Here is a 22,914-nt window from a genome sequence, read left to right on the forward strand (position 1 = left end):
GACGGTCTCAGTTCACAGCGGACGTCGCTTCGACATGACGCGGCAAGGTCACCCGAATACGGGTGCCGCGTTGGCTTTCGGTGTCAGCCGGGCTGTCGATGGTGATTTGTCCATAATGCTCTTCAACGATGGAATAGACCAGTGCAAGGCCCAGACCGGTGCCTTCACCCGGATCCTTGGTGGTGAAGAAGGGTTCGAACAATCGGTCCATGATGTTCTGTGGAATGCCGCTGCCTTCGTCCTCGACGATCAGGTCGATGGTGTGCTCGAAAGCCTCGCTCTTGACGCGTACCGCACTGCCGGCCGGTGACGCGTCGCGGGCGTTGGACAGCAAATTGATCAGTACCTGCGCCAAACGCTGGGAGTCGCCGTCGACCCAGTGTTCCGGGTCGCACAGGTTGAAGAACTGTACTTCGAAATTGCGTCGGTTCAAGGCCAGCAGCCCAATAGCGTCCTGGGCGACTTGGGCAATGCACACCGCCTCGTCGTGATTCTGATGGGCGCCAGCGTGGGCGAAGCTCATTAGCGACTGCACGATGCGCGAAACGCGTTTGGTCTGTTCGAGGATTTGCCCGCTGATTTCGGTGATTTCACCGTCCTCTTCACGCTCTTCCCGCAGGTTTTGCGCCAGGCAGGCGATGCCGGTGATCGGATTGCCGATTTCATGGGCGACACCGGCGGCCAGGCGACCGATGCTGGCCAGCCGCTCGGAGTGCACCAGTTTGTCTTCGAGCATCTGGGTTTCGGTCAAGTCTTCCACCAGCAGCACTAAACCGCTGTTGCCGGGTGCCAGGGGCTCATCGATGGCCGCTTTGTGTAGATTGAGCCAGCGAGTCTGGCCGTCGAGGGCCAGGTGCTGTTTGTGCAAGTGCTCATCCGGCAGGTTGATAAAGCCCTGGAGCAGTTCTTTCCATGGATCGCCGATGGTGTTCAGGCGTGAGCCCACCACACGCTGGGCAGCAATGCCGGTGAGCTCTTCCATGGCCTTGTTCCACATCAGGATCTCTTGATCCTTGGCCAGTGAGCACACGCCCATGGGCAGCTCCTGCAGGGTCTGGCGGTGATAGCGGCGCAGGGCGTCGAGTTCGGCGGCAAGGCCGGTGAGGCGTGAGTGATAATCCTCCAGCCGGCTTTCGATGAAGTGGATGTCCTCAGTCACGTAGTTCTCGCCACCCGCTTTGTAGGGCAGGAAGGTCTCGACCATATCCTGCGACACGCTGGGGCCCATCAGCCCGGACAGGTTGGCTTCGATACGATCGCGCAGGCGACGCAAGGCATAAGGGCGGCGTTCGTCGAAGGGCAGGTAGAGGTCGCGCAATGCCTGCTCGACCTCCTTTTGCGCAGCCTTGGCGCCCAGAGGCTTGGCCAGTTGTGTCGCGAACTCCTGAGGAGACGCCGCGTGCAATTCCCGGCGCTGCGGACGACGCACGTTGTCCACCGCGCACGCCTCGGCGGCGCTGGTTTCTTCAGGGCTGGCGTTGGTGAACAGCGAGATCAGGGTGAACATCAGTACGTTGGCCGCCAGCGAGGCAATGGCCGCCATGTGCCAACTGGTGTCGTCCAGCACGTAGATCATGTTCAACAACGGAATGTAGAAGCCCTGCAGATTGCCGACCAGCGGCAACAGCATGGTCACCAGCCACACCAGGATCCCTGCCAGAAGCCCGGCGATAAAGCCACGGCGGTTGGCGGTCGGCCAATACAGGACCGAAAGCACGCCCGGCAGGAACTGCAAGGTGGCCACGAAAGCGACGATGCCGAGGTTGGCAAGGTCTTGCTCGGCGCCCAGCAACAGGTAGAAGCCGTAACCGGCCATGATGATCGCGACGATCAGCGCTCGTCGTGTCCATTTCAGCCAGCGGTAGATATTGCCCTCTGCGGGCGGCTGATACAGCGGCAGCACCAAGTGATTGAGCGCCATGCCCGACAACGCCAGGGTCGTGACGATGATCAGCCCGCTGGCAGCCGACAAGCCGCCAACATAGGCCAGCAGTGCCAGTGACTTGCTGTTGGCGGCAATCCCGACACCCAGGGTGAAATATTCCGGATTGGTGGTTGCGCCCAGTTTCAGGCCGGCCCAGAGGATCAGCGGCACCGCCAGGCTCATCAACAGCAAAAACAGCGGCAGCCCCCAGCTCGCGCTGACCAGCGAGCGCGGGTTGAGGTTTTCGGTGAAAGTCATGTGATACATGTGCGGCATGACGATGGCTGAGGCAAAGAACACCAGCAGCAGCGTGCGCCATGGGCCTTCTTGTAGCGGTGTGTGCAGCGCGGCGAGCGCGGTCTGGTTTTGCAGCAGCCACAACTCCAGCTGTTGCGGGCCATCAAACACGCCGTACAGCGCATAGAGGCCGACGCCACCGATGGCGATGAGCTTGATCACCGACTCAAAAGCAATCGCGAACACCAGGCCTTCGTGTTTTTCCCGGGTTGCGATATGCCGTGAGCCGAAGAAAATCGTGAACAGGGTAATCAGCGCGCAGAAGCTCAGGGCAACCCGGTGCTGTACTGGCTCGCGGGTGAGGATGCCGATGGAGTCGGCGACCGCCTGGATCTGCAATGCCAGTAGCGGCAGAACGCCGATCAACATGAAAATCGTGGTCAGTGCCCCCGCCCAGGTGCTGCGAAAGCGGAAGGCAAACAGGTCTGCGAGGGATGACAGTTGATAGGTGCGGGTGATTTTCAGGATCGGGTATAGCAGCACTGGGGCGAGCAAAAATGCCCCGGACACCCCGAGATAACTGGAGAGAAAGCCATAACCGTACTGGTAGGCCAGGCCCACCGTGCCATAAAACGCCCAGGCGCTGGCATAGACGCCCAGCGACAAGGTGTAGGTCAACGGATGGCGAATGATCGCCCGCGGAATCATTCCACGCTCACTGATCCAGGCCACCCCGAACAGCGCGGCCAGGTAGGCGGCGCTGATCAGCAGCATTTGGGTCAGGCTAAAGCTCATCGGCATCTTTTTGGCTCTGCAGGATGAAAGTCACAACGATCAGAATCAGCCAAAGCAGATAAGGCCGGTACCACGCGCCTGTGGCGTCGATCCACCAATCCATGATGGCGGGAGAAAACAGATAGATCCCGACGACCAGCAGAAGGACCAATCGATAGATATACATACTGGCCTCTGAGTAAAAAACTGCGGCGATGGTAACGGATGGGCGCCAAGCTGCAAGAGCCCTTAATGCAATTGCGCTTCCGCCAGGGTCAGTGTGCGCGGGATCTGCATGGCATCCCAGTGGCGAATGCCCCAATCCAGCAGTTCCCTCGGGCTGGCGTGATGCAATTCGTCTTTCGGCTGCTGGCCAAGGGCGCGCAGTGCCCTGAGCAGCAAAGGTGTGGCCTGGTCCGTGGTCAAGGGCGGTGAGCGGTAGGATTTACCCAGTTTGTTGCCGTCCGGCTGGATGATCAGTGGTACATGCAAATAGCGCGGTTGGGACAGGCCCAGCAGTTCCTGCAGGTACAACTGACGAGGGGTTGAGTCGAGCAAGTCGGCGCCGCGCACGATATCGGTAACACCTTGCCAGGCATCGTCGAGCACCACGGCCAGTTGATAAGCGTAGAGACCGTCACGGCGACGAATCACGAAGTCGCCGACATCGCGACCCAAGTGCTGTCGGAATTGGCCCTGCACCCGGTCAGTAAAGTGGTATTCCAGCTCCGGAACCCGTAGGCGGATGGCAGAATCTTGCTGGCCATGGCCTGCGTTGCGACAAAGGCCGGGATAAATCCCGTTATAGGGCTCCAGTTGCTTGCGCGAGCATGTGCAGGCGTAGGCCAACCCATGGTTGAACAGGCCATTGAGCACTTCGGCATAGGCCTCGTGCCGCTCACTTTGTAGGACCAGTTCGCCGTCCCACTCAAAACCGTAGCTTTCCAGGGCATTGAGGATGGCTGTCTGGGCGCCCGGCTCTTCCCGTGGCGGGTCAAGGTCTTCCATGCGCATCAGCCAGCGGCCACTGTTTGCGCGGGCGTCGAGGTACGAGGCGAGGGCTGCGACCAGGGAACCGAAGTGCAAGTGTCCGCTGGGAGTAGGGGCGAAGCGCCCGATGTAAGAAGAGGCTGTCATGGGCCAGATATTACTGGAAAAGACACAAATGACAGAAACAAAAATGGGGCGTTCGCACGCCCCATTTGTTCAGCTCGGCGGTAATTACTTGCCGACCTGTTTTTCCTTGATTTCCGCCAAGGTCTTGCAGTCCACGCACATGTCAGCGGTAGGACGCGCTTCCAGACGACGAATACCAATCTCGACGCCGCAGGATTCGCACCAGCCATACTCTTCGTCTTCGATGAGTTGCAGAGTCTTGTCGATTTTCTTGATCAGCTTGCGCTCGCGATCACGGGCACGCAGTTCAAGGCTGAACTCTTCTTCCTGGCTGGCACGATCTGCCGGGTCAGGAAAGTTGGCCGCTTCGTCCTTCATATGGTCAACGGTACGGTCGACCTCCTGCATCAAGTCTTGTTTCCACTTTTGCAGGATCTTTGTGAAGTGCTTGCGCATGGGCTCGCCCATGTACTCCTCGCCCTTCTTTTCCACGTAGGGTTCGAAGCCACTGAGGCCTTGAGTTTGCTGTTGCTTTGCTTGGGTGGGCATGAATGGACCGCCTCTCACTCTTCTAATCCATTGCGCAGGATTGCAACATCACCGACACCTGCCGGCCCTGCGGCTGCAAGCGGGCGAACTTACCAGATAGATTCGGGGTGCGCCACTCCCGGTTGTCGAGGCCCTGCTTTGTGGGGCTTGCAAACAGCCGCAGGCCGTAGCAGGGCGGGGCTTGTACTGTCTGGAAGGTTAATTTTAGCCGGTTTGCTGGCACTTGCCCGAAACGTCTGGCGCGGGCGTCAGGGCAATAGAGCGTGTTTTGCGCCGCCGGTTGGGTAGAATCGAAGTTTGTCCTCATCAGTAAGGAAGGCTAATGGCTCAGCCCTACAGTGCGCGCAGTCGCGCTATCGAACCTTTTCATGTCATGGCGTTACTGGCGCGGGCCAACGAATTGCAGGCCGTCGGCCATGATGTGATCCACCTGGAGATCGGCGAGCCGGATTTCACGACGGCCGCGCCCATCATCCAGGCCGGACAAGAGGCGCTGGCCAATGGCAAGACCCGCTACACCGCGGCCCGTGGCCTGCCGGAGTTGCGCGAAGCCATCAGTGGTTTCTACCAGCAGCGTTATGCCCTGGACATCGACCCCGAGCGTATTCTGATCACCCCGGGCGGCTCGGGCGCCTTGCTCCTGGCCAGCAGCCTGCTGGTTGATCCAGGCAAGCATTGGTTGCTGGCAGACCCGGGTTACCCGTGCAACCGGCATTTCCTGCGGCTGGTAGAAGGGGCGGCGCAACTGGTTCCGGTGGGCCCCGAAGTGCGTTATCAATTGACCGCCGACCTAGTGGCCCGTCACTGGGATCAGGACAGCGTGGGCGCGCTGGTCGCCTCACCTGCCAACCCTACCGGCACCCTTCTGACGCGTGACGAGCTGGCCGGGCTGTCGAGCGCGATCAAGGCGCGTAATGGGCATTTGGTGGTGGACGAGATCTATCACGGGCTGACGTACGGCACCGATGCCGCCAGCGTGTTGGAAGTGGACGATGAAGCCCTCGTCTTAAATAGCTTTTCTAAGTATTTCGGAATGACCGGCTGGCGCCTGGGATGGTTGGTGGCGCCGCCTGAGGCGGTCGGTGAATTGGAGAAGTTGGCGCAGAACCTCTACATCAGCGCGCCGAGCATGGCGCAGCACGCGGCTTTGGCCTGCTTTACCCCGCAAACGTTGAGCATTCTTGAAGAGCGTCGCGCTGAGTTTGGCCGTCGGCGGGACTTCCTGCTGCCGGCGCTGCGAGAACTGGGGTTCGGCATCGCCGTCGAGCCGGAAGGTGCGTTCTACCTGTATGCCGATATCAGCGCATTTGGCGGCGATGCCTTCGCGTTCTGCCGGCATTTCCTGGAAACAGAGTATGTGGCTTTCACGCCGGGGCTGGATTTCGGTCGTTATCAGGCCGGTCACCATGTGCGATTTGCCTACACGCAAAACCTTGATCGGCTACAGGAAGCCGTGGAGCGGATTGCCCGTGGCTTGCGGAGTTGGCAAGGCTGATGCGCTTTCATCCTCCTCTCGAAGAAGGGCGGTTGATTCGCCGCTATAAGCGCTTTCTTGCCGATATCGAAACCGTTACCGGCGAATTGCTGACCATTCACTGCCCAAACACCGGTTCGATGTTCAACTGCATGGTCGAAGGCGGTCAAGTCTGGTTCAGCCGGTCCAACGACCCCAAGCGCAAGTTGCCCGGTACCTGGGAAATCAGCGAGACCCCCCAGGGGCGCCTGGCCTGCGTTAACACGGCGCGTGCCAATCAGTTGGTCGAAGAAGCGCTACGGGCCGGCGTGATCGCTGAACTCAGTGGCTTTACCGGGCTGAAGCGTGAAGTGGCCTACGGTCAGGAGAACAGCCGAATCGACTTTCGCCTGGATTACCCGGCAGGTGCGGCCTATGTCGAAGTCAAAAGCGTCACCCTCGGCTTTGACGGCTCCTCGATAGCGGCGTTTCCCGATGCGGTGACTCAGCGTGGGGCCAAGCATTTGCGAGAACTGGCACACCTGGCCCGTAATGGCGTGCGGGCGGTGCAGCTATATTGCGTCAACCTGTCCGGTATCGACGCGGTGCGTCCGGCTGAAGAGATTGATGCGGGTTACGCTGCGGCGTTGCGGGAAGCCAAGGTTGCTGGCGTAGAAGTGTTGGCGTATGGCGTGCGAGTGACTTCAGAGGAAATCTGTATCGACCGGCGCCTGGGTGTGATTCTGGACGACTAGAGCTGCACCCACAGGCCCTGCTCGTCTTCGCGGCCGGGCAGGGCCGTCAGGCTTTGGCCGGCACACGGGCCTGCGACGCACTCACCGCTTTCGATCAGGAACAGTGCGCCGTGGGTCGCGCACTGGATCAAGCTGGCGCTGGGATCGAGGAATTGGTCTGGCTGCCATTCCAGCGGTACGCCGCGATGGGGGCATCGGTTGACATAAAAGTAGGCCATGCCCTCCCTGCGAACGGCAAACAGCTTGCGGCCATCGACATCGAAGCCACGGCTGCTGTCTTGGGCAAGTGCCTGGGAAGGGCAAAGAAACTTCATATCTATCCTCAAGGACCGTCGTTTGCGGGCTGCAGGGCTATCCTGATTTTACGGATGAGCCCGGTGCTTGACGTGCAAATGCAAACAATTATCAAATGCCCGCTTCGCCCGTTAGGTAACTGCTCGCTCAGTACGATGCCAGACAGTGTTGATCTGTCACATGGCCGAGTGATTCAGTGGGTCAACCCCTTGGAAGGAAACCCTTTTATGCGCCTGAGTGCCAGCGCTATTGCGCTTGTTGTCGGACTGCTGGTCAATCATGGGGCTCAGGCCTCTGAACCGCCGCAACGTTGGGTCAGCGCTGGCGGGGCGTTGTCGGAGTGGGTGACAGCTTTGGGCGCGGAATCGAAATTGGTGGGTGTCGACACCACCAGCCAGCACCCTGCATCGCTCAAGGCATTGCCGAGCATCGGTTACCAACGCCAGCTTTCGGCCGAAGGCATTCTCAGTTTGCGTCCGCAAATCCTGGTAGGCACCGAAGAAATGGGGCCACCACCGGTATTGGCGCAGATTCGCAGCGCGGGCGTGCAGGTCGAGATGTTTTCGGCCCAGCCTGACCTGCCGACCTTGAAGGGCAATCTTCAGCATTTGGGCCAGTTGCTGGGCAACGAAGCAAAGGCCGCTGAGTTGTTTACCGATTATCAGCAGCAGCTTGAGCAGCAAAAGAGCTGGCTCACCAAGGCCCAAACCACGCAAAAGGCGCCAGGAGTCCTGTTACTGCTGGGGCATGCCGGTGGCAAACCACTGATTGCCGGTAAAGATACCGCTGCCGATTGGATATTGCGGCAGGCGGGCGGGCATAACCTGGCGACTCACAGTGGTTATAAGCCGTTTTCCGTCGAGTCCCTGGCGGGCTTGAGTCCTGACGTATTGGTGTTCGCTGATCGCGCTCTGACGGGGGAGGCTGCGCGTGCCGCGTTGTTCAAGGAGAATCCGATCCTGGCTTCAACGCCAGCAGCCAAAAATGATCGCGTCTTTGAGCTGGATCCCACGCTGCTGGTGGGCGGCCTGGGACCGCGCCTTCCACAAAGCCTGGTGAAGCTGTCCGCCGGCTTCTATCCGTCTCAGGCTAAAACTGCCCCATGACCCCTCTGGTTAAACCACGAACGCTATTTATTGGCTTGAGTCTGCTGTGTGTATTGGCTATCTGGCTGTCGTTGGCCCTTGGGCCAGTCAGCCTGCCGCTGCTGGATACGTTGCGGGCGGCCTTGCGCTTGCTCGGCGTGCCGATTGAAGCCCGCGGGCTGGAGCAGGCGGAGTTGATCCTGGGGCAGATTCGCCTGCCGCGTACCTTGCTGGGGCTGGCGGTTGGCGGTGTGCTGGCGCTGTCGGGCGTCGCCATGCAGGGACTGTTTCGCAACCCGTTGGCTGACCCAGGCCTGGTGGGTGTTTCCAGCGGTGCGGCATTGGGGGCTGCGATTGCGATTGTCGGCGGCGCGTTCTTTGGCGGGCTGCCGGATGCCCTTGGGCCGTATTTGCTTTCATTGTGTGCGTTTCTCGGGGGCTTGGGTGTGACGGCGCTGGTCTACCGCCTGGGACGGCGCAACGGCCAGACGAATGTCGCCACCATGCTGCTTGCCGGGATCGCGCTGACAGCCCTGGCCAGCTCTGCGGTCGGGCTGTTTACCTACCTGGCGGATGACGCCACCTTGCGCACCCTGACCTTCTGGAACCTGGGCAGTCTCAACGGCGCCAGCTACTCACGGTTGTGGCCGCTGCTGTTGGTGAGTGGGGGTGTTGCGCTATGGCTGCCGCGCCGGGCCAAGGCGTTGAATGCGCTGTTGCTGGGAGAGTCGGAAGCCAGTCACTTGGGGATCGATGTCGAAGGGCTGAAGCGTGAGTTGGTGTTTTGCACAGCACTGGGGGTGGGTGCTGCGGTGGCCGCTGCCGGGATGATTGGCTTTGTCGGTCTGGTGGTGCCTCATTTGGTACGCCTGCTGGCCGGACCCGATCATCGAGTGTTGCTGCCCGCCTCGGTGCTGGCGGGGGCGAGCTTGCTGCTGTTTGCCGATCTGGTGGCCCGCCTGGCCCTGGCGCCGGCGGAACTGCCGATCGGCATAGTCACGGCGTTTATCGGCGCACCATTTTTTCTCTACTTGTTGTTACGAGGACGCGCCTGATGCTGCGAGTGCAAGAACTGCAGATCCGTCGCGGCAAGAAAACCGTGTTGACGGACATCACCCTCGATTTGCGTCCAGGCGAAGTGCTCGGTGTTTTGGGGCCTAATGGCGCGGGCAAAAGTACTTTGTTGGGTGCCTTGTGCGGTGAGTTGCAACCGGACCACGGGCAGGTCTGGCTGGATCAGCGGGAGTTGAAGGATTGGAGTGACGCGCAACGGGCCCAGCGCCTGGCGGTGTTGCCGCAGACGTCGACCCTGGATTTCGCCTTCCGTGTTGAAGAAGTTGTCGGCATGGGCCGCTTGCCTCATCAGACCGGTCGGGTGCGCGACGACGAGATTATCAGCGCCGCCTTGCACGCCGCCGACGTCGGCCACCTGAGTGGGCGCAGTTACCTGGCCTTGTCGGGTGGCGAGCGCCAGCGTGTGCACTTGGCACGGGTACTGGCGCAACTCTGGCCGGGTGAGGCCGGGCAGACCTTGTTGCTGGATGAGCCGACATCGATGCTCGACCCACTGCACCAGCACACGACCCTGCAGGCCATTCGCACTTTTGCCGACCGTGGCGCCGCCGTGCTGGTCATCCTGCATGATCTCAACCTGGCCGCCCGCTACTGTGATCGCATCCTGCTGCTGGAGGACGGCCGTCCGCATGCCTTGGATACACCAGCGCAGGTCATGCAGCCCGGACCTCTGAAAGCGGTGTTTGGCCTAGACGTGTTGGTGCAAGCGCATCCCGAACGGGGTCATCCGCTGATTATCGCGCGCTGATACGTTGAGCTGTTTAACCGTCTGCCGCCGCTCACTTTTCCCCAGGCAAAAAAAGACCCGGCAAGAGCCGGGTCAAATAACCGTGATTAGCCTGATGAGGAGATAATCTGAGAGTCCGAACCAATGGTCTTCCAGTTATCGGCTGATCTCGCGATCAGTTGTGATAATCATAACGATTCTCATTTGAGAGTCAAGATTTGTTTTTGAAGTCGTTTCGACTTTCCTCGAATATTCGTTTGGAGTCCCCGTAAACGCTAGGCCAGTTGGCCAGTTCAATTCTTGTGACGGGCTGAAAGGGCATCCAGTTGGCGATTCAACGCCTCCTTACGCTCGGCGGGAAGGTCGTTCCAGTGCATATCCATCAGCGCTCCTTCGATGGCATACAGCAACACTTTGGAGGCTCTGAACCCTCGAGTTCGTACGGCCCTGTAAGCGTCTACCGCCCCCAGACGGCGAAGATCCGATGCGCTGTGGATGCCCACCGCATGCAGCCACTGCGCCGATGTCTTGCCAAGGTTCTTCAGGTGTTGCAACTCATCATTCATCAAGCCTCCTTGCGACGGCCGAATGGTGCGGTGGGTATCGTGACCAGGCGAGCCTGAAAGGAGTGTAGCGCTCAGTAGGAAAAACGTAGTTGTTTGGTCGGTAACGACGCAAAAGCTTCTAAGGCAGATGTCGGGATTTTGTTCGCAGGCAAGCGAAGGGAGCCCGGTACACCGGGCGCGCCACTTGAGATGTCAGCGGCCGTGCTACTTGGTGCGGTAGCGCAGGCGAGTGCCGAAATTGACCGACATGAGGATCTCGTCGGCAGTCAGCTCCGGTGGGAAGTAGGTGCCCGAGATCTGTGCATGGGCCAGGCTGGCGCCTTCCAGGGAGCAGTCGCGCAAGTCCAGGCCGCGCAGGTCGGCGGAGCGGAAGTAAGCGTCGGTGAAATCCACGCCCTCGGCGTTCAGGTCCCGCAGGTCCAGGCCACGAAAGTCACCGCTGCGCATGTCGATGGTGCCGTCTTTCGGACGTTCCTGGTTAAAACCGCGGATATCATCTTTATGCAGAAGCGCGTACAGCGAGGAATCAAGAAGCTTCGGCTGGCTCACAACGGCGTCTCCTGTTGGAATTATGGCGCCATTATAGTGCCACTATTTCCTGGTCGTGGGCCAATGAGGGCTTCACGACCAAGAAATTTTTCTTACAGGCCGGGCAGACGCTGACGAATGTGCGCGACCAATGCGTCAAGCGTCCCGCTTTCATTGGTCTCGACCCGCTTGCTGAGCAGCAATTCTTCGGCATTGAGTGGGTCGCGGTTAGCCTGTTGCTCTTCGATGATAGCCAGCGTTGCGTCGGAAGGATCGTTCTTGTCCGCCTGACGTTGTGCCAGCCAGCTGGTGATAACGGCTTGCGGCGCGTTGCAGTCCAGGATCAGGAACGGTGCACCCGTGGCTTCGGCGATCTTCGCCGCTGCATCGCGTTGTTCACGTTTGAGGAAGGTGGCATCCAGCACCACCGGGAAGCCCGCGCGCAGCACGGTATCGGCGATCGAGTTCAATCGCTCATAAGTGGTGGCGCTGGCATCGGTCGCATAAATTCCGGCCTGCGGTGTGTTTTCGACGTTCTGTTCACCAAACAGGCGTTTGCGCTCGACGTCCGAACGCAGGCGAACAGCTCCCAATGCTTCCACCAAGCGCATGGCCACATGGCTTTTGCCGGTTGCCGACACACCATGGGTAATGGCCAGGAAGCGCGATGGGATGGTGCTATAGCTTTCCGCCAGGTTGGCGTAGTTGCGGTACTGGCGCAACGTGGTTGCGCGCTGCACGGCGTCGGCTTCGGCCGGCATGCTGAACAGGGCGATCTTGGCCCGCACGAGGGCGCGATAGGCTTTATAGAAGTTGAGCAGTTCCAGGCCTTGATAGTCGCCGGTCAACTCAAGGTATTGGCTGATAAAACGCCGGGCCAGGGACTTGAGACCGCGATCTTCGAGGTCCATGGCCAGGAAGCCGGTGTCGGCGTAGACGTCGGTGAAGCGAAACGGCTCGTTGAACTCGATACAGTCGAAGATCACCACGTGGCCATCGATGAGGGTCGCGTTGCCCAAGTGGATATCACCGTGGCATTCGCGAATGAAACCATTGAGCTTGCGCTGTTCGAACAGCGGCTTGAGGCGCTCGAAGCTGCTTTCGGCCCAGGCCTGGAGGGCTTCCAGTTGCAGCAGGTCGGCCTTGTCACTCAAGAATGGACGGATTTGCTCGAAGTTCTGCCGCACAGGAGCCATCACCTCTTCCGGGGTGCCGGCGATGTGGTCTTGCGCAACCTTGGGCGCATTGAGGTGAAAGTGCGCGATCTGCTTGGCCATCTCGTCGATGTGGGCCGTGGTCAGCTCGCCGTTTTTTTGCAGGGTGCTAAGCAGCTGGCTTTGCGGGAACTGGCGCATTTTCAGGGCGTAGTCGATGACCGGGCCATCGCCAGCCAATTGCGGCGCTTCGACGCTGCCGGTGATAGGCAACACTTCAAGATACAAATCTTCGGTCAGGCGCTGGTTGAGGCGCAGCTCTTCGTTGCAGAAGTGGCCGCGGGCGTCCACGTTGGTGAAGTCGAGGAAGCCGAAGTTGACTGGTTTTTTTACTTTATAGGCGTAGGGACCCGTGAGCACGACCCAGGAAATGTGGGTTTCGATAACTTGAAACTCATCCACCGGATGAGGGTACAGGGCCGGGTTTTGCAGGGCTGTGATCAAAGACTGGCTCACGGGCGATCCTTCAGAGTCTGGAAAAATTCATGGCGGGCATTATGGCTGCTGTGGCAGGTAGTGCAAACCGCTGTCCGGCTCATGTTGGTCATCAATAAAGTGCGTATAATCCGCCGCCATGACTCGTACCCGATCTCCCCGTTCCCGTAAAAAACCTCCTTCCAGCGGCCTGCGCCCCTGGCTGGGCTGGGCGCTCAAGCTCGGCCTGGTCGGTCTCGTGGTGATCGCAGGCTTCGCGGTTTACCTCGATGCTGTGGTCCAGGAGAAGTTCTCCGGCAAGCGCTGGACCATCCCGGCCAAGGTTTACGCGCGCCCTCTGGAGCTGTTCACCGGCCAGAAGCTGAGCAAGGATGACTTCCTTACAGAGCTCGACGCCCTTGGCTATCGCCGGGAGAACGTGAGCAATGGTCCCGGCGCCGCCTCGGTCAGCGGCAATACCGTTGATTTGAACACCCGTGGCTTCCAGTTCTACGAAGGGTTGGAGAAACCCCAGCCGGTACGTGTGCGTTTCTCTGGCGACTACGTGGCCGAACTGTCTTCGCTCAACGGCTCGAAGCTGCCGGTAGTGCGTCTGGAACCGCTGTTGATCGGTGGGATTTATCCGAAAAACCTGGAAGATCGCATCCTGATCAAGATCGATCAGGTTCCGCCTTACCTGCTGGACACCCTGATTGCCGTGGAAGATCGGGATTTCTACAGCCACTGGGGCGTGTCACCCAAGTCGATTGCCCGAGCCATCTGGGTCAATACCTCTGGCGGCAAGATGACCCAGGGCGGCAGTACCCTGACGCAACAGTTGGTCAAGAACTTCTACCTGACCAGCGAGCGCAGCCTGACCCGTAAGCTCACCGAAGCCATGATGGCGATGCTGCTGGAGCTGCATTACAGCAAGCAGGAGATCCTTGAGGCCTACCTCAACGAGGTGTTCGTGGGCCAGGACGGTCAACGTGCGGTCCACGGCTTTGGCCTGGCGAGTCAGTTCTTCTTTGGCCAGCCATTGTCCGAGCTGAAATTGCATCAAGTTGCGTTGCTGGTGGGCATGGTCAAGGGGCCGTCCTACTACAACCCGCGCCGTAACCCTGAGCGTGCACTGGAGCGGCGTAATCTGGTGCTGGATGTGCTTGAACAACAAGGCGTCGCAACACCTGAACAAGTGGCGGCTGCGAAGAAAATGCCACTGGGTGTGACCACTCGCGGCAAGCTGGCCGACAGCTCGTTCCCAGGCTTTATTGACCTGGTCAAACGCCAACTGCGTGAAGACTATCGCGACGAAGACTTGACCGAAGAAGGCCTACGGATCTTTACCAGCTTCGACCCGATCCTGCAGATGAAGGCCGAAGCCTCGGTCAATGACACCTTCAAGCGTCTGGCGGGCCGTAAAGGCTCCGATGAAGTCGAAGCGGCAATGGTGGTGACCAACCCGGAAACCGGTGAGGTCCAGGCCATGATCGGCAGTCGCCAGGCCAGCTTTGCCGGGTTCAACCGGGCATTGGATGCCGTGCGGCCGATTGGCTCACTGGTCAAGCCCGCGGTGTACCTGACGGCCTTGGAGAAACCGAGCAAATACACCCTGACCAGTTGGCTGTCCGATGACCCGCTGGCAGTCAAGGGCGCCGATGGCCAGGTGTGGAAACCGCAGAATTATGACCGTCGCTCCCACGGTACGGTGTTCCTGTATCAGGGGCTGGCGCATTCCTACAACCTGTCGACCTCGCGCCTTGGCCTAGAAGTGGGGGTTCCCAATGTCCTGAAAACTTTGGCACGCCTGGGCGTCAACCGTGAATTCCCGGCGTATCCGTCGATGTTGCTGGGTGCCGGTGGGATGACCCCAATTGAAGTGGCGACCATGTATCAGACCCTCGCCAACGGTGGTTTCAACACGCCGATGCGCGGGATTCGCAGCGTCTTGACTGCCGAAGGTGAGCCGCTCAAACGTTATCCGTTCCAGATTCAGCAGCGCTTCGATCCGGCTTCTATTTATCTGATCCAGAACGCAATGCAGCGGGTTATGCGTGAGGGTACGGGGCGTTCGGTTTACAGCGTGCTGCCATCAAACCTGACGCTGGCCGGCAAGACCGGCACCAGTAACGATTCGCGAGACAGCTGGTTTGCCGGTTTCAGCCAGGACTTGCTGGCCGTGGTCTGGCTGGGCCGCGATGACAACGGCAAAACCCCCTTTACCGGGGCCACCGGTGCATTGCAGGTCTGGACCAGTTTTATGCGCAAGGCCGACCCGTTACCACTGAACATGCCGCAGCCGGACAATATCGTCCAGGCCTGGATTGATTCCCGTACCGGGCAGGGTTCCGATGCCAACTGTCCGGGCGCTGTGCAGATGCCGTATATTCGCGGCAGCGAACCGCCTCCCGGTGCGGCATGCGGTGGCAGTGCTCCCGCTGATGCTGAATCGGTGATGGATTGGGTCAAGGGCTGGATGAATTAAGCAAAGAGGGTTTCAAGTGAACAAGTGGTGGATTCCAGCTATTACAGCTCTGGCTTTGCTCAATGGTTGCGCCAGCGTGCAGCGCGGCTCTATTCCGGTGGTGGATGCCGGAACCGCAGTGTCCAACAACGACCGTCTCTCGGCCAATGGTGGCTTCCGTCAGACCGTGGTTACACGTCCGACACAGGCCAAGGCTCAATCCATACCGCAGGATTCCGGCGTGGTGGTGATGGTTCCTGGCGGTGGCGCGGCAACCTCCGCGCCGATCAGCACTCAGCCGTTCACGGTGGGACCGATCACGCCTGGCCCGGTGGACTCGACGCCGATTCAAACGGCGCCGGTCAATCAAGGCACCTACAACATGCCTTCGACGCCGAGCGGGATTCCGTCTGCCGGCGGCGGTGGTTTGTCGGCTGATGAACAGCTCGACGGCCCGGTACTGGCCTTGCTCACCACCGCTCAGCAACAACAGGCTGGTGGCGACCTGAACGGTGCGTCATCCAGTCTCGAGCGCGCCCAACGTGTAGCGCCTCGGGAGCCGCAAGTGCTCTATCGTCTGGCGCAGGTACGCATGGCCCAGGGCGATGCACCGCAAGCGGAGCAATTTGCTCGTCGTGGCCTGACTCTGGCCAACGGTCGTCCTGACCTGCAAGCCAGTCTGTGGGGCTTGATTGGTGACGCCCGCGAGAAGCAGGGCGATGCTGCCGGTGCTGCTCAGGCTCGGCAAAAAGCCAAGGTTCGCCTCTGATGGATGCACGTTTTCCGGCGATTGCCGAACAGCTGTTGCTGATTGAGCGTGAGCTGCGATTGCAGGGCTGGTGGGACGAAGTGTCCCCCAGCAACGAAGCGCTGAGCAGTGTCGAGCCTTTTTCCGTTGATACCCTGGACTTCCATCAATGGCTGCAATGGATTTTCCTGGTGCGGATGAAGCAAATTCTTGAGCAGGACCTGCCGCTGCCGAATGCGTCGGGAATTCTGGAGATGGCCGAGATGGTCTATGCCGACCGTCCTCTGGAAAGCCTTGGTCTGCGGAATGCGCTGAAAAAGTTCGATCAACTCATCGCTGACGCTCGTTAATTGCCTGACTGCCGGGTTTTCCGGCAGTCTTGCGCACATTTCTACCGCTTGACGACATTCAGGCGAGTTTTATCCCTCCTCACGCCCCTTTCTTCTACGTTCTCATGCGCTTAGTTGGAAAAAAGCGCAATTATTGCTTGACTTGAAGGGGCTGAAACAGAAGAATCCAAAGTCCGCTGTAGAGGGACTGCCAGAAGCAGGCCCACTCAGCAGATCATGAGGCGCACATCCGCGCCGACCTGTTACACCCGCAACGCGTTACCTCGCGCTGGGTGGGAAAATCCCGCAACACTTGGGACGCTCCCAATACTTGCTCAGTCAGTGCTGACGTAGTCGGCGACCACCGTCGCTCATGCTCTGCTGAGAAGTAAACCTATTAAGACCCGTCGGTTTTCAACGGACGGTATTCTGGCGTTTTAGAGGTGAACAACGTGGAGCTTTTATCTGGTGGTGAGATGCTCGTCCGCTTTTTGCGTGACGAAGGCGTCGACTATATCTACGGGTACCCAGGTGGTGCTCTGCTGCATGTCTACGACGCACTGTTCAAGGAACCGGCTGTTACCCACATCCTGGTTCGCCATGAACAAGCCGCGACCCATATGGCTGACGGTTATGCCCGTGCCACCGGTAAAGCCGGCGTGGTACTGGTAACGTCCGGCCCTGGCGCGACCAATGCCATTACTGGCATCGCGACTGCTTATATGGACTCCATCCCGATGGTGATCATTTCTGGCCAGGTGGCGAGCACCATGGTCGGTACCGACGCATTCCAGGAAACCGACATGATCGGTATCTCCCGGCCGATCGTGAAGCACAGCTTCATGATCAAACATGCGTCGGAAATCCCGGAAGTCATGAAAAAGGCCTTCTACCTCGCGCAATCCGGTCGCCCGGGTCCAGTGGTGGTCGATATTCCGAAAGACATGACCAACCCCGCGGAGAAATTCGAATACATCTTCCCGAAGAAAGCCAAGCTGCGTTCCTACAGCCCGGCTGTTCGTGGGCACTCGGGGCAAATCCGCAAGGCAGTAGAAATGCTCCTGGCGGCCAAGCGTCCGGTGCTTTACTCGGGTGGTGGCGTGATTCTGGGTGGCGGTTCCGCACCGCTGACCGAGTTGGCCAAGATGCTCAACCTCCCGGTGACCAATACCCTGATGGGGCTGGGCGCATTCCCGGGTACGGACCGTCAGTTCGTCGGCATGCTCGGCATGCACGGCAGCTACACGGCCAACCTGACGATGCACCATGCCGACGTGATTCTTGCGGTGGGCGCACGTTTCGATGACCGGGTAATCAATGGCGCGAGCAAGTTCTGCCCGAATGCCAAGATCATCCACATCGACATCGATCCGGCGTCGATCTCTAAGACCATCAAGGCAGACGTGCCTATCGTCGGTCCGGTGGAAAGCGTATTGACCGAAATGGTTGCAACGCTCAAGGAGATCGGCGAAACCCCGAACAAGGATTCCGTTGCCAGTTGGTGGAAGCAGATTGACGAATGGCGCGGTGATCGCGGCCTATTCCCTTACGACAAGGGCGACGGCAGCATCATCAAGCCGCAGACCGTGATCGAAACCCTGTGCGAAGTGACCAAAGGCGATGCCTTTGTGACCTCGGACGTGGGCCAGCACCAAATGTTCGCGGCGCAGTACTACACGTTCGACAAGCCTAACCGCTGGATCAACTCCGGTGGCCTGGGCACGATGGGCTTTGGTTTCCCTGCCGCCATGGGTGTGAAGCTGAGCTTCCCGGATGCAGACGTCGCTTGTGTCACCGGCGAGGGCAGTATCCAGATGAACATCCAGGAACTGTCGACCTGCCTGCAATATGGGTTGCCGGTGAAAATCATCTGCCTGAACAACGGTGTGCTGGGCATGGTTCGCCAATGGCAAGACATGAGCTACGGCAGTCGTCACTCCCACTCGTACATGGAATCTCTGCCTGATTTCGTCAAGTTGGTTGAAGCCTATGGCCACGTCGGCATGCGCATCACCGATTTGAAGGACTTGAAGCCGAAGATGGCAGAAGCGTTCGCCATGAAGGATCGCCTGGTGTTCATCGATATTCAGGTCGATACCAGCGAGCACGTCTACCCGATGCAGATCAAAGACGGCTCTATGCGCGACATGTGGCTGAACAAGACGGAGCGTACCTAATCATGCGGCACATTATCTCCCTGCTTCTGGAGAACGAACCGGGCGCTTTGTCTCGTGTGGTCGGCCTGTTTTCGCAACGCAACTACAACATCGAAAGCCTGACTGTGGCGCCAACCGAAGACCCGACCCTGTCGCGTCTGACGTTGACCACCGTCGGCCATGATGAGGTGATCGAGCAGATCACCAAGAACCTCAACAAGCTGATCGAAGTGGTCAAGCTGGTCGATTTGTCGGAAAGTGCCCACATCGAGCGTGAACTGATGCTGGTCAAGGTCAAGGCCACGGGTGCCCAACGTGCCGAGATCAAACGTACTACCGATATTTATCGCGGGCAGATCGTTGATGTGAGCGCCAGCGTTTATACCGTTCAACTGACCGGTACAAGCGACAAGCTGGACAGCTTCATCCAGTCGATCGGGACGGCCTCGATTTTGGAAACCGTACGCAGTGGTGTCACCGGGATTGCCCGTGGCGACAAAGTACTCAGCATCTAACTCAATTAGTGAATGGCCTAACGGCCTGGATATATAGAGGAACCTCATGAAAGTTTATTACGAAAAAGATTGTGACCTGTCGATCATCCAGGGCAAAAAAGTCGCCATCATCGGTTACGGCTCCCAGGGTCACGCTCAAGCTTGCAACCTGAAAGATTCCGGCGTCGACGTAACTGTCGGTCTGCGCAAAGGCTCGGCCACTGTGGCCAAGGCTGAAGCTCATGGCTTGAAAGTGACTGACGTTGCTTCTGCTGTTGCTGCTGCCGACCTGGTCATGATCCTGACCCCGGACGAGTTCCAGTCCGCGCTGTACAAGAACGAAATCGAGCCGAACATCAAGAAGGGCGCCACTCTGGCCTTCTCCCATGGCTTCGCAATTCACTACAATCAGGTTGTGCCGCGCGCTGACCTCGACGTGATCATGATTGCGCCGAAAGCACCGGGTCACACCGTGCGTTCCGAGTTCGTCAAAGGCGGCGGTATTCCTGACCTGATCGCGATCTACCAGGACGCGTCGGGCAACGCCAAAAACGTTGCACTGTCCTACGCTGCCGGCGTCGGTGGTGGTCGTACCGGCATCATCGAAACCACGTTCAAGGACGAGACTGAAACCGACCTGTTCGGCGAACAAGCCGTTCTGTGCGGTGGTACCGTCGAGCTGGTCAAGGCCGGTTTCGAAACGCTGGTTGAAGCTGGCTACGCGCCAGAAATGGCCTACTTCGAATGCCTGCACGAACTGAAGCTGATCGTTGACCTCATGTACGAAGGCGGTATCGCCAACATGAACTACTCGATCTCCAACAACGCCGAGTATGGCGAGTACGTGACTGGCCCGGAAGTGATCAACGCCGAGTCCCGTCAGGCCATGCGCAACGCCCTGAAACGTATTCAGGACGGCGAATACGCCAAAATGTTCATCAGCGAAGGTGCAACCGGCTACCCTTCGATGACCGCCAAGCGTCGTAACAACGCCGCTCACGGTATCGAAATCATCGGCGAGCAACTGCGCTCCATGATGCCGTGGATCGGTGCCAACAAGATCGTCGACAAAGCCAAGAACTAAGTCGTACGCATCAAGGAAAAACGCGGCTTCGGCCGCGTTTTTTCGTTTGGAGGCTGGTTCTGGTATAAAGCTGCATCGTTTGCGGGCGAACACTCGCCGCAAGTTTCTGTCGAAATTTTTCACACCGTTGCAAGGTAAAGTCCATGAGCGAACGTCCCGAAGAGCCAAACCAGGCCTCTGACGCCGAAAGCCTGCTACCAATCGATGAACATATCGAAGAAGGGCATGATGCTGAAGGTCGTAAAGTCCGGCATCGTGGTATCTATCTTCTGCCCAATCTGTTCACCACTGCGAACCTGTTCGCAGGGTTTTACTCCATCATCAATTCCATGAGTGCTCAGAGCGCATTGGCGGCCGGTGATGCTGCCAGCGCCAGTAAGTACTTTGGCTTCGCAGCGATTGCGATTTTCGTCGCTATGGTTCTTGACGGTCTTGATGGCCGTGTTGCGCGAATGACCAATACCCAGAGTGCCTTCGGCGCCGAGTATGATTCGCTGTCCGATATGGTGGCTTTTGGGGTGGCGCCCGCATTGCTGGCGTTCGCTTGGGCGCTGGGTGACATGGGCAAGGTCGGCTGGATGGTCGCCTTCATCTATGTGGCGGGTGCGGCGTTACGTCTGGCACGTTTCAATACTCAGGTAGGTACTGCCGACAAGCGCTACTTCATTGGCTTGGCCAGTCCGGCGGCGGCAGGTGTGGTGGCCGGTATTGTCTGGGCGTTCAGTGACTATGGGATCCAGGGGTCGAAGATGTCGTTCCTGGTCGCCTTGATGGTTGCCGCGGCCGGTATGCTGATGGTCAGCAACATCAAATACAACAGCTTCAAGGAGCTGGACCTCAAGGGGCGTGTGCCATTTGTGGCCATCCTGGCCGTGGTGCTGGTGTTCGCGGTGGTCTTCAGTGATCCGCCGCGAATCCTGCTGCTGGTGTTCCTTGCCTATGCTGCGTCCGGTCCGGTGCAGTATCTGTTGCATCTTCGTCGACGCAAAACGTTGCCTTAATGTAATTTCCCCCATACTCCGCAGTCTATTGGTGCAGAAGTCCTCCAAAGCTGCGGAGTTGCCATGTTAATCAAGTTGCCCAAAGCGTCCGATTGCCAAGAATCGGACGTCACACCTGAATCACTCTATTTCTCTCGTCGCAGCTTGCTCGGTGGTGCGCTTGCTGGCATCGCTGCCAGCAGTTTGCCGCGCTGGGCCAGTGCCGATGATGCGGCGCGCTACGCCGGCGTTGAGCCGGGCAAGGCGCCAAGCTGGTTTGCCGAAAAGCTTCCCGGTACGAAATGGCAGGCGGTTACCGTCAAGGACGAGACCATCACGCCATTCAAGGACGCGACCCACTACAACAACTTTTATGAGTTCGGTACCGACAAAGGGGATCCAGCGGCTAAAGCCGGGTCACTCAAGACCGAGCCGTGGAGTGTTGTGATTGATGGTGAAGTCGCCAAGCCTGGGCGCTATGCTCTGGAAGACTTCATGAAGCCGTACCAGTTGGAAGAGCGTATCTATCGTCTGCGTTGCGTAGAGGCGTGGTCGATGGTTATTCCCTGGATTGGATTCCCGATTTCTGCGCTGCTCAAGCAGGTCGAGCCTACCTCCAAAGCCAAGTACATTCGTTTCGAAACCCTGCAGGATCCCAAGAGTATGCCCGGGCAGCGCTCCAGCTTCGCCTTGATTGATTGGCCTTATGTAGAAGGGCTGCGGCTGGATGAGGCGATGAATCCCCTGGCTATCCTGGCGGTAGGGATGTATGGCCGGGAGTTACCGAATCAGAATGGGGCCCCGTTGCGGTTGGTGGTGCCGTGGAAGTATGGCTTCAAGAGCGTTAAGTCCATCGTGCGAATTAGTCTGGTCAGCGAGCAGCCGAAAACGACGTGGCAAAGCATTGCGGCGGATGAGTACGGTTTTTATGCGAACGTGAACCCTACGGTCGACCATCCGCGGTGGACCCAGGCGCGGGAGCGGCGTCTGCCGAGCGGGCTGTTTAGTCCCAATGTGCGCGAGACGCAAATGTTCAACGGCTACTCCGATGAGGTCGCTTCTTTATATAGTGGCCTCGATCTGCGGAAGAACTACTGATGCGTTACCCGGTCTGGCGTATTGGCGTCTTTATAGCAGCGGCGGTATGGCCGCTGTTCTGGCTGTATGAGGCTTGGAGTTTTGCCCTTGGGCCTGATCCGGGGAAAGTCCTGATGGATCGGTTGGGGTTAGGGACTTTGATTTTGCTGTTGATCACCCTGAGCATGACGCCATTGCAGAAATTGAGCGGTTGGGCAGGGTGGATTGCTGTCCGGCGGCAGCTGGGGCTTTGGTGCTTTGCCTATGTGGTGTTGCACCTGGTGGCCTACTGCGTGTTTATCCTGGGGCTTGATTGGTCGCAACTGGGTGTCGAGTTACGCAAGCGTCCCTACATTATAGTGGGCGCCCTTGGTTTCCTTTGTTTGTTGGTGTTGGCGGTGACGTCCAATCGTTACAGTCAGCGCCGGTTGGGCGCACGCTGGAAGAAGCTGCATCGTCTGGTCTACATAATTCTGGGGCTTGGTCTGCTGCATATGTTGTGGATCGTCCGTGCTGATCTGAAGGAGTGGGCTATCTATGCATCTATAGGTGCATTGCTTTTGGTCCTGCGTATACCGCCTGTGAGCCGTCGAATTCCGCGTCTTATAGCGAAAAAAGCACTTTCTACAACAAAAGCGTAATTAACCCTTGACGGCAGATTCTGGAAGTCTATAATTCGCCCCACTTCCGGCGCAGTCGAAACGGAAAACTCCTTGGTAAACAAAGAGTTATGCAGGTTTCGACAGCGAGCTGCTTCAGATCATCGAAGCCCAGAAGGAGTTGATAAGGCGGTGTTGTTTAGCCCTATCAACGGTTCGATCTTCTCGGTCGAACTCACATATATAGTGATATGGACAGCATTATGCAATGCT

22 protein-coding genes are annotated in these 22,914 nt (G+C 58.6%); 14 read left to right on the top strand and 8 right to left on the bottom strand.

What is annotated here, in order from left to right:
* Positions 1-7: 7 nt before the first annotated feature.
* The 4 genes from J7E41_RS23405 to dksA form a co-directional block, all read right to left on the bottom strand.
* Positions 8-2,962, bottom strand: a complete 2,955-nt coding sequence (locus J7E41_RS23405; protein ID WP_169352893.1) for a sensor histidine kinase — start codon at positions 2,960-2,962, stop codon at positions 8-10.
* Positions 2,946-3,122 (bottom strand): hypothetical protein, encoded by a 177-nt coding sequence (locus J7E41_RS23410; RefSeq protein ID WP_003176118.1) that lies wholly within the window; start codon positions 3,120-3,122, stop codon positions 2,946-2,948. The genes J7E41_RS23405 and J7E41_RS23410 overlap by 17 nt, the downstream gene beginning before the upstream one ends.
* 62 nt (positions 3,123-3,184) lie before the next feature.
* Positions 3,185-4,072: a tRNA glutamyl-Q(34) synthetase GluQRS gene (gluQRS, locus tag J7E41_RS23415; RefSeq protein WP_214996630.1), complete on the bottom strand. Its 888-nt coding sequence runs from the start codon at positions 4,070-4,072 to the stop codon at positions 3,185-3,187.
* An 84-nt stretch (positions 4,073-4,156) separates the two neighbouring features.
* Positions 4,157-4,600, bottom strand: coding sequence for an RNA polymerase-binding protein DksA (dksA, locus tag J7E41_RS23420; RefSeq protein WP_155584246.1), 444 nt, complete (start codon positions 4,598-4,600; stop codon positions 4,157-4,159).
* A gap of 322 nt (positions 4,601-4,922) precedes the next feature.
* Here dksA and J7E41_RS23425 point away from each other — a divergent pair, with 322 nt between their 5' ends.
* Complete coding sequence (locus J7E41_RS23425) at positions 4,923-6,095, top strand: pyridoxal phosphate-dependent aminotransferase (protein WP_214996632.1); 1,173 nt, start codon at positions 4,923-4,925, stop codon at positions 6,093-6,095.
* Positions 6,095-6,808: a DNA/RNA nuclease SfsA gene (gene sfsA, locus J7E41_RS23430; RefSeq protein ID WP_214996634.1), complete on the top strand. Its 714-nt coding sequence runs from the start codon at positions 6,095-6,097 to the stop codon at positions 6,806-6,808. The genes J7E41_RS23425 and sfsA overlap by 1 nt, the downstream gene beginning before the upstream one ends.
* Here sfsA and J7E41_RS23435 read toward each other — a convergent pair.
* Positions 6,805-7,122 (bottom strand): Rieske (2Fe-2S) protein, encoded by a 318-nt coding sequence (locus J7E41_RS23435; protein WP_214996636.1) that lies wholly within the window; start codon positions 7,120-7,122, stop codon positions 6,805-6,807. The genes sfsA and J7E41_RS23435 overlap by 4 nt on opposite strands.
* A 207-nt stretch (positions 7,123-7,329) precedes the next feature.
* Here J7E41_RS23435 and J7E41_RS23440 point away from each other — a divergent pair, with 207 nt between their 5' ends.
* Genes J7E41_RS23440 through J7E41_RS23450 form a run of 3 tightly spaced genes read left to right on the top strand, consistent with a single transcriptional unit; the run spans position 7,330 to position 10,009 of the window.
* On the top strand, positions 7,330-8,208 hold the full coding sequence (locus J7E41_RS23440) for a heme/hemin ABC transporter substrate-binding protein (RefSeq protein WP_214996638.1): 879 nt from the start codon (positions 7,330-7,332) through the stop codon (positions 8,206-8,208).
* Positions 8,205-9,242, top strand: coding sequence for a FecCD family ABC transporter permease (locus tag J7E41_RS23445; RefSeq protein WP_214996640.1), 1,038 nt, complete (start codon positions 8,205-8,207; stop codon positions 9,240-9,242). The genes J7E41_RS23440 and J7E41_RS23445 overlap by 4 nt, the downstream gene beginning before the upstream one ends.
* A 44-nt stretch (positions 9,243-9,286) precedes the next feature.
* The gene (locus J7E41_RS23450) at positions 9,287-10,009 is read left to right on the top strand and encodes a heme ABC transporter ATP-binding protein (RefSeq protein ID WP_435304139.1); all 723 of its coding nucleotides are present in this window, start codon (positions 9,287-9,289) and stop codon (positions 10,007-10,009) included.
* Positions 10,010-10,281: 272 nt separating this feature from the next.
* Here J7E41_RS23450 and J7E41_RS23455 read toward each other — a convergent pair whose 3' ends face one another.
* From J7E41_RS23455 to J7E41_RS23465, 3 genes are all read right to left on the bottom strand, one after another.
* Entirely contained in the window at positions 10,282-10,554 is a 273-nt protein-coding gene (locus J7E41_RS23455; protein WP_155584253.1) for a TfoX/Sxy family protein, read from the bottom strand.
* 204 nt (positions 10,555-10,758) lie between these two features.
* Entirely contained in the window at positions 10,759-11,103 is a 345-nt protein-coding gene (locus J7E41_RS23460) for a pentapeptide repeat-containing protein (RefSeq protein ID WP_214996645.1), read from the bottom strand.
* A gap of 92 nt (positions 11,104-11,195) precedes the next feature.
* Entirely contained in the window at positions 11,196-12,752 is a 1,557-nt protein-coding gene (locus tag J7E41_RS23465; protein WP_214996647.1) for an AAA family ATPase, read from the bottom strand.
* Between the two features lie 118 nt (positions 12,753-12,870).
* On the opposite strand from J7E41_RS23465, the gene mrcB reads away from it, so the two are divergent.
* From mrcB to msrQ, 9 genes are all read left to right on the top strand, one after another.
* On the top strand, positions 12,871-15,195 hold the full coding sequence (gene mrcB, locus J7E41_RS23470) for a penicillin-binding protein 1B (protein ID WP_214996649.1): 2,325 nt from the start codon (positions 12,871-12,873) through the stop codon (positions 15,193-15,195).
* A 16-nt stretch (positions 15,196-15,211) separates the two neighbouring features.
* Positions 15,212-15,943 (top strand): tetratricopeptide repeat protein, encoded by a 732-nt coding sequence (locus tag J7E41_RS23475; RefSeq protein WP_214996651.1) that lies wholly within the window; start codon positions 15,212-15,214, stop codon positions 15,941-15,943.
* Positions 15,943-16,272, top strand: coding sequence for a YqcC family protein (locus tag J7E41_RS23480; protein WP_214996653.1), 330 nt, complete (start codon positions 15,943-15,945; stop codon positions 16,270-16,272). The genes J7E41_RS23475 and J7E41_RS23480 overlap by 1 nt, the downstream gene beginning before the upstream one ends.
* A gap of 431 nt (positions 16,273-16,703) precedes the next feature.
* Complete coding sequence (locus J7E41_RS23485; RefSeq protein ID WP_214996654.1) at positions 16,704-18,428, top strand: acetolactate synthase 3 large subunit; 1,725 nt, start codon at positions 16,704-16,706, stop codon at positions 18,426-18,428.
* A 2-nt stretch (positions 18,429-18,430) separates the two neighbouring features.
* Positions 18,431-18,922, top strand: coding sequence for an acetolactate synthase small subunit (ilvN, locus tag J7E41_RS23490; protein ID WP_003176102.1), 492 nt, complete (start codon positions 18,431-18,433; stop codon positions 18,920-18,922).
* Between the two features lie 46 nt (positions 18,923-18,968).
* Positions 18,969-19,985, top strand: coding sequence for a ketol-acid reductoisomerase (ilvC, locus tag J7E41_RS23495; protein WP_007948647.1), 1,017 nt, complete (start codon positions 18,969-18,971; stop codon positions 19,983-19,985).
* 143 nt (positions 19,986-20,128) lie between these two features.
* Positions 20,129-20,986, top strand: a complete 858-nt coding sequence (gene pssA / locus J7E41_RS23500; protein ID WP_214996656.1) for a CDP-diacylglycerol--serine O-phosphatidyltransferase — start codon at positions 20,129-20,131, stop codon at positions 20,984-20,986.
* 63 nt (positions 20,987-21,049) lie between these two features.
* Positions 21,050-22,063: a protein-methionine-sulfoxide reductase catalytic subunit MsrP gene (gene msrP / locus J7E41_RS23505; protein ID WP_214996658.1), complete on the top strand. Its 1,014-nt coding sequence runs from the start codon at positions 21,050-21,052 to the stop codon at positions 22,061-22,063.
* Positions 22,063-22,683: a protein-methionine-sulfoxide reductase heme-binding subunit MsrQ gene (gene msrQ, locus J7E41_RS23510; protein WP_214996660.1), complete on the top strand. Its 621-nt coding sequence runs from the start codon at positions 22,063-22,065 to the stop codon at positions 22,681-22,683. Before msrP ends, msrQ begins: the two co-directional genes overlap by 1 nt.
* The last annotated feature ends 231 nt before the right edge of the window (positions 22,684-22,914 follow it).

Origin of the sequence: Pseudomonas fluorescens (genome assembly GCF_018614655.1) — a bacterium.
Taxonomy (GTDB): domain Bacteria; phylum Pseudomonadota; class Gammaproteobacteria; order Pseudomonadales; family Pseudomonadaceae; genus Aquipseudomonas; species Aquipseudomonas fluorescens_BX.

Excerpts from the sequence above, each read along its gene's own strand:
- J7E41_RS23405 (WP_169352893.1), bottom strand. The coding sequence starts at position 2,962 with ATGCCGATGAGCTTTAGCCTGACCCAAATGCTGCTGATCAGCGCCGCC.
- J7E41_RS23410 (WP_003176118.1), bottom strand. The coding sequence starts at position 3,122 with ATGTATATCTATCGATTGGTCCTTCTGCTGGTCGTCGGGATCTATCTG.
- gluQRS (WP_214996630.1), bottom strand. The coding sequence starts at position 4,072 with ATGACAGCCTCTTCTTACATCGGGCGCTTCGCCCCTACTCCCAGCGGA.
- dksA (WP_155584246.1), bottom strand. The coding sequence starts at position 4,600 with ATGCCCACCCAAGCAAAGCAACAGCAAACTCAAGGCCTCAGTGGCTTC.
- J7E41_RS23425 (WP_214996632.1), top strand. The coding sequence starts at position 4,923 with ATGGCTCAGCCCTACAGTGCGCGCAGTCGCGCTATCGAACCTTTTCAT.
- sfsA (WP_214996634.1), top strand. The coding sequence starts at position 6,095 with ATGCGCTTTCATCCTCCTCTCGAAGAAGGGCGGTTGATTCGCCGCTAT.
- J7E41_RS23435 (WP_214996636.1), bottom strand. The coding sequence starts at position 7,122 with ATGAAGTTTCTTTGCCCTTCCCAGGCACTTGCCCAAGACAGCAGCCGT.
- J7E41_RS23440 (WP_214996638.1), top strand. The coding sequence starts at position 7,330 with ATGCGCCTGAGTGCCAGCGCTATTGCGCTTGTTGTCGGACTGCTGGTC.
- J7E41_RS23445 (WP_214996640.1), top strand. The coding sequence starts at position 8,205 with ATGACCCCTCTGGTTAAACCACGAACGCTATTTATTGGCTTGAGTCTG.
- J7E41_RS23455 (WP_155584253.1), bottom strand. The coding sequence starts at position 10,554 with ATGAATGATGAGTTGCAACACCTGAAGAACCTTGGCAAGACATCGGCG.
- mrcB (WP_214996649.1), top strand. The coding sequence starts at position 12,871 with ATGACTCGTACCCGATCTCCCCGTTCCCGTAAAAAACCTCCTTCCAGC.
- J7E41_RS23480 (WP_214996653.1), top strand. The coding sequence starts at position 15,943 with ATGGATGCACGTTTTCCGGCGATTGCCGAACAGCTGTTGCTGATTGAG.
- ilvN (WP_003176102.1), top strand. The coding sequence starts at position 18,431 with ATGCGGCACATTATCTCCCTGCTTCTGGAGAACGAACCGGGCGCTTTG.
- ilvC (WP_007948647.1), top strand. The coding sequence starts at position 18,969 with ATGAAAGTTTATTACGAAAAAGATTGTGACCTGTCGATCATCCAGGGC.
- pssA (WP_214996656.1), top strand. The coding sequence starts at position 20,129 with ATGAGCGAACGTCCCGAAGAGCCAAACCAGGCCTCTGACGCCGAAAGC.
- msrP (WP_214996658.1), top strand. The coding sequence starts at position 21,050 with ATGTTAATCAAGTTGCCCAAAGCGTCCGATTGCCAAGAATCGGACGTC.
- msrQ (WP_214996660.1), top strand. The coding sequence starts at position 22,063 with ATGCGTTACCCGGTCTGGCGTATTGGCGTCTTTATAGCAGCGGCGGTA.